This is a genomic window from uncultured Rhodococcus sp. (genome assembly GCF_963525155.1).
In the GTDB taxonomy this organism is placed as follows: Bacteria; Actinomycetota; Actinomycetes; order Mycobacteriales; family Mycobacteriaceae; genus Rhodococcus_F; species Rhodococcus_F qingshengii.
In genome coordinates this window covers 1-5,487 of record NZ_CAURKP010000269.1, presented here as the reverse complement: position 1 = coordinate 5,487, position 5,487 = coordinate 1, and the positions used below count along the sequence as shown (strand labels likewise).

General features: G+C 64.6%; 5 protein-coding genes. All 5 read right to left on the bottom strand.

The genetic code is table 11. The features are described from left to right. Positions 1-31: 31 nt before the first annotated feature. Positions 32-268: a 50S ribosomal protein L31 gene (rpmE, locus tag RWT78_RS27750; protein WP_003941310.1), complete on the bottom strand. Its 237-nt coding sequence runs from the start codon at positions 266-268 to the stop codon at positions 32-34. Between the two features lie 225 nt (positions 269-493). Continuing rightward, on the bottom strand, positions 494-2,632 hold the full coding sequence (gene rho, locus RWT78_RS27745; protein ID WP_314682419.1) for a transcription termination factor Rho: 2,139 nt from the start codon (positions 2,630-2,632) through the stop codon (positions 494-496). A 503-nt stretch (positions 2,633-3,135) separates the two neighbouring features. Beyond that, positions 3,136-4,080 (bottom strand): homoserine kinase, encoded by a 945-nt coding sequence (gene thrB / locus RWT78_RS27740; protein ID WP_007726194.1) that lies wholly within the window; start codon positions 4,078-4,080, stop codon positions 3,136-3,138. A gap of 44 nt (positions 4,081-4,124) precedes the next feature. Further along, entirely contained in the window at positions 4,125-5,207 is a 1,083-nt protein-coding gene (thrC, locus tag RWT78_RS27735) for a threonine synthase (RefSeq protein WP_003941280.1), read from the bottom strand. Continuing rightward, positions 5,204-5,487 (bottom strand): ACT domain-containing protein (locus RWT78_RS27730; protein ID WP_314682416.1); only part of this gene is annotated, 284 nt, incomplete at its 5' end. The genes thrC and RWT78_RS27730, both read right to left, overlap by 4 nt.

The window sequence follows — 5,487 nt, the reverse complement described above, 5'->3', positions numbered from 1 at the left end:
GCGCATGGCAGATCGGGCGTCGGCGGAACAGCTAGGACTCGGTGGCCGGGACCTTGCTGTCTGCGCGCTTGCCGTAGCGAGCCTCGAAGCGAGCGACGCGTCCACCGGTGTCGAGAATCTTCTGCTTGCCCGTGTAGAACGGGTGGCACTGCGAGCAAACCTCGACGTTGATGCGTCCGGACTCCTTGGTGCTGTGGGTCTCGAACGTGTTACCGCAACCGCAGACGACGGTGGTCGCTACGTAGGTTGGGTGGATTCCTGCCTTCATGGTGTCCCTTTCAATGGTCGCCGGGTCGACGTCGCCAATCGACATCGTGAACCGGAACCGGACTCGGCCGTTCAGTATGCCAGATGCGGTACCTCACCGGATAATCCGCGTCTCGCACGCCTCGGGGTGGCTGTACGAAGTTGTCAACGCACTGCCCCTCGGTTTTGTTCCGCCCACGCAAAAGGCCCACAACCAGCTGGTTGTGGGCCTTTGACGTCGAGTCGATCAGTCGTCGATCGCACCCGGTGCGGTCTTGGAGACCTGCATCAGGAACTCGAGGTTGTTCTTGCTCTTCTTCAGTCGATCGATCAGCAGATCGATGGCCTGATGCGAGTCCAGACCGGACAGGACGCGGCGGAGCTTGTGCAGCACCGCAGCTTCGTCCGGGCTCAGGAGCAACTCGTCCTTACGCGTGCTGGACGGGTTGACGTCCACGGCCGGGAACACGCGGCGTTCGGCGATCTTGCGATCGAGCTTGAGCTCGGCGTTGCCGGTGCCCTTGAACTCTTCGAAGATCACGGTGTCGCCGGTGGATCCGGTCTCGACCATTGCGGTAGCGATGATGGTGAGCGATCCACCGTTCTCGATGTTGCGGGCAGCACCGAGGAAACGCTTCGGCGGGTAGAGCGCCGTCGAGTCGACACCACCGGAGAGGATGCGTCCCGACGCCGGCGAGGAGTTGTTGTACGCACGACCCAGACGCGTGATGGAGTCGAGCAGTACGACGACGTCCTTACCCATCTCGACCAGGCGCTTCGCACGCTCGATTGCCAGCTCGGCAACTGCGGTGTGATCTCCCGGCGGGCGGTCGAAGGTGGAGGAAATGACCTCACCCTTCACGCTGCGCTGCATGTCGGTCACTTCCTCGGGGCGCTCGTCCACGAGGATGACCATCAGGTAGCACTCAGGATTGTTGGTGGCGACGGCATTCGCGATCGCCTGCAACACGCTGGTCTTACCGGCCTTGGGCGGGCTCACGATGAGGGCGCGTTGGCCCTTACCGATGGGCATCACCAGGTCGATGACACGCGTGGTGAGAATGTGCTGCTCGGTCTCGAGGCGCAGTCGCTGGTTCGGGTACAGCGGCGTGAGCTTGTTGAACTCGGGGCGCTTCTTCGCGGCCTCGACGTCGCCGCCGTTGACCGTGTCGATGCGGACCAGCGGGTTGAACTTCTGACGCTGGCTGCCCTGCTCACCGTCACGCGAGACGCGGACGGCACCGGTGATGGCGTCGCCACGGCGAAGGCCGTTCTTGCGGATCAGGTTCATGGAGACGTAGACGTCGTTGGGACCGGCGAGGTACCCGGACGTACGCACGAAGGCGTAATTGTCGAGGACGTCGAGGATGCCGGCGACCGGCTGAAGGACGTCGTCCTCGCGGATTTCGGTCTCACGCGAATCGTTGGGTGCGCCACCCTCACCGCGATCGCGACCACGGCCACGGCGCTCGCGGAAACGGCGTCCGCGGCGTCCGCGTCCACCCTCTTCGTCGTCGTCCGGTCCGTTGTTGCGGTTGTCCGTACGCGGACCGGCGTTGTTCTGGCCGGCGTTGTTCTGATTGCCGCGGTCCTGGCGATCCTGGTTGCCCCGGTTGCCCTGGTTCTCGCGCTGGCCTTGGTTGTCCCGCTGGCCCTGGTTGTCGCGCTGGCCCTGATTGTCGCGGTTGCGCTCGCGGCGGGGACGCTCGTTGCCCTGCTCGGCGGGAGCCTGATCAGCGTCGGACTTGCCCTCGGTGCGCGCAGGACGCTCGGCCGGAGCCTCGGCCTTGGCGGTCTCGGCGACCTTCGAAGTATCGGCGGCCTTCGCGGTGTCCGCGTCGGACTTCGCCGAAGGAGCTTCCTGCTCGATGCTCAGTTCACCCTGGTCGGGTGAACCTGCACGACGAGCGGCGCCGCGACGCTGACGTCCGCGACGGGGTGCGCTCTGATCGGAATCCTCAGCGGATTCGGTACGCGCAGGCGCGGCCTCGGCAGGAGCCGATTCGGCTGCCGGAGCTGTTTCGGCTGCGGGGGTTTCGGTGCGTGCGGCGCGAGTGCTCTTGGCACGAGTGCGCGCAACGGGTGCGTCGTCGAGAGTGAGTTCACTCTGTGCGGGTGCAGCCTTTGCGCTGCCGCCCTGGCGCTCCTTGATGGCTGCGATCAGGTCACCCTTGCGCATGCCGGAAGTGCCTTTGATGCCCAGTTCACCCGCAAGAGTGCGGAGTTCGGTGAGCACCATGCCGGAGAGTCCGGCACCACGGCGCGTTTCGGCACGCTTCGTGGAGGTCGCCACCGCACCGTTCGATGCTGAAGATGACGCCTGAGAATTGTCGCCTGATTCCGACCCGGCGGGTGCAGAAGTGGCGATGAGGTCCGTATCGGTCACGGAGGTCCTTTCCTTCCCTCACTCGCACTGCGCAAAGTCGAGGGTTCGTCCCGCAGTTCGATTGAATACCGAACTCGGTGGTGCCGTACGTGGTTGCTGTCCAGAACTGCCGGCTTGTCCGCCGTCACATGATTGTCGGAAACTCTCGCCTCAAACTTTTCATGCGCTCGCAAACCTGCCCAACGCGCCTTCGTCGACGATTCACTCCCCCGTGTGTTGAACCCCAGAGTGATGGAACCTCTGAGTGTTCGATCCGCGGAGGATTCAAACCCTCGGAGAAGGTACAAGCGTGAGGATCATGCCTGCGAGAATCATGCCAAGGACTGTGGACCCCGATTGGGAAGGAGTTTTGCCCCCTGGTGATGCACCGGCGACTGACGCGCACGATGTACGGACATAGCCCAGGATAGCGCCCAAACCTGAGTCCGGCAAGAATTTGGACGACTGGGTGTGTCAGTTCACTACCGATCGGTAGTGGGCGATCACCTGGACCAAGGCAGGGATCAGACCGTCGTCGTGGATACTTCGACGCCGTCGGCGATGTCCAATTCGAGCACACGTAGTCCGTCTGCCCGCGCCGCTTCCGCGAGTTCGACGGGGAAAGGTTCTGTGCTGAGCGCCAACACGGTGGGGCCGGCTCCCGAAACGGTCGCAGCGATACCCGCCTCGCGCAGGATCCCGATCCATCGCGTCGTGAGCGGAAGCGCGGGTGCGCGCTGTGCCTGATGCAGGCGATCTTCGGTGGCCGCCATCAACAGATCGGGCCGAGCAGTGAGCGCAACGACGGCGAGCGCGCTGCGGCTCGCGTTGAACGAGGCATCCTGGTGCGGAACCAATTCGGGCAGGAGCCCGCGAGTGTGTGCGGTGGACGACCGCTCCTCGGGAACCAGTGCCACAGCACGGATGTCGGGATGGACGTCGAGTTTGGCCGCGGAGTAGATCGGCTCGTCGCCTTCGACGGCCGGTGGGCAACTCCACGAGACGACTGCGCCACCGAGAACACTGGCAGACGCGTTGTCCGGGTGACCTTCGAACTCGGACGAGAGTTGAACCAACTGCTCTTCCGTCAAGCCGATCTCGGCATCGAGCGCGCGCGCCAGACCGTTGGCTGCTGCCAATCCGCCGACAGCCGCGGAAGCCGAGGATCCCAACCCGCGCGAATGCGGAATCGCGTTGCGGCACAACACGTCCAGGCCACTGGCCCACACTCCGGCCGCTTCGAGACCACGCTCGATGGCGCGGACCACGAGATGCGAAGGACCCCAGGGCACGTCGGCAGCGCCTTCACCTTCGACGCGAATCTGAAGGCCTGAATCCGTTGTGGTGACCACGATTTCGTCGTACAACCCCAACGCCAGACCGAGGGTGTCGAACCCCGGCCCCAAGTTCGCACTCGAGGCCGGGACGCGAGCAGTCACCGAAAGGCCGATAGGCAGGGTTATAGTCATGTCAGACACCGGATTCCGCGGAGTGGTCGATGAATCCACGGACACTATGCAAGCTCGAGGGCAGCCGCGACGGCAACGGGATCGACACCGATCGGCTCGACGTTCGGCATACCCTTCAAAGCCGTGTCAGGATCCTTGAGACCGTTGCCGGTCACCGTGCACACGACGGTCAGGCCCGGCTCGAGCCAGCCCTCTGCACGTGCGGCGAGCAGGCCGGCGACGCTGGCTGCCGACGCCGGTTCGACGAAGACGCCCTCGGTGGCGGCGATCAGACGGTAAGCCTCGAGGATCTTCTCGTCGGTGGCGGCACGGAATGCACCGTTCGACTCTTCCTTCGCGGCGACAGCGCCGTTCCAGGAAGCGGGAGAACCGATTCGGATTGCGGTGGCGATGGTTTCGGGATCTTTGACGGGAGCACCGTTGACCAGCGGAGCCGCTCCGGCTGCCTGGACGCCGAGCATGCGGGGCTTGACCGTGGTCAGACCGTCCGCGTAGTACTCGGAGTATCCGCGCCAGTACGCGGTGATGTTACCGGCGTTTCCGACCGGGAGTGCGTGCACGTCGGGAGCCTTGCCGAGGACGTCCATGATCTCGAATGCCGCGGTCTTCTGGCCTTCGATGCGCACCGGGTTGACCGAGTTGACGAGACCGATGGTGGGGAACTCGGCCGTGGTCTTTCGTGCCAGCTCGAGGCAGTCGTCGAAGTTGCCCTGGACCTGAATGATCTTGGCGCCGTGCATGACTGCCTGCGCAAGCTTGCCCATGGCGATCTTGCCCTGCGGGATGAGCACGGCGCAGGTCATGCCGGCCTTGGCTGCATACGCAGCGGCCGAGGCGGAGGTGTTGCCGGTGGACGCGCACAGAACTGCGCGCTGGCCACGGGCCAAGGCGTCGGTGACGGCCATCGTCATGCCGCGGTCCTTGAAGGAACCGGTGGGGTTGAGACCCTCGACCTTGAGGTAGACGTCGCAGCCGGTGATCTCGGAGAGGTGGCCGGCCGGCAGGAGCGGGGTGCCGCCTTCGCGCAGGGTGACGGTCTTCCAGTTGTCACCGATCGCGAGACGGTCCCGGTATGCCTCGATGAGACCCGGCCATGCCTTGTGGACGGGGTTGACGATGCCGGTCATTGTTCAGTGCCTTCCAGTCGCAGCACGCTGGTCACAGCGGTGACGAATTCGAGTTCGTTGAGGGCCGCCACGGTCTCGGAGAGAGCCGCGTCGGTTGCTACATGAGTGACGACCACCAGACGCGCGCCGGCGCCGGCGCCCTCCTGGCGGACGACGGAGATGCTCACGCCGTGCTTGGCGAACTCGGCGGCGACTGCGGAAAGCACACCATCCGTGTCCGCGACCCCCATGTTCACGTAGTAGCGCGTGAGGATGTCGCCCATCGGGGCGACCTTGAGCT

Bases quoted from the DNA above. Each gene is read 5' to 3' on its own strand.
- rpmE (WP_003941310.1), bottom strand. From the start codon at position 268: ATGAAGGCAGGAATCCACCCAACCTACGTAGCGACCACCGTCGTCTGC.
- thrB (WP_007726194.1), bottom strand. From the start codon at position 4,080: ATGACTATAACCCTGCCTATCGGCCTTTCGGTGACTGCTCGCGTCCCG.
- thrC (WP_003941280.1), bottom strand. From the start codon at position 5,207: ATGACCGGCATCGTCAACCCCGTCCACAAGGCATGGCCGGGTCTCATC.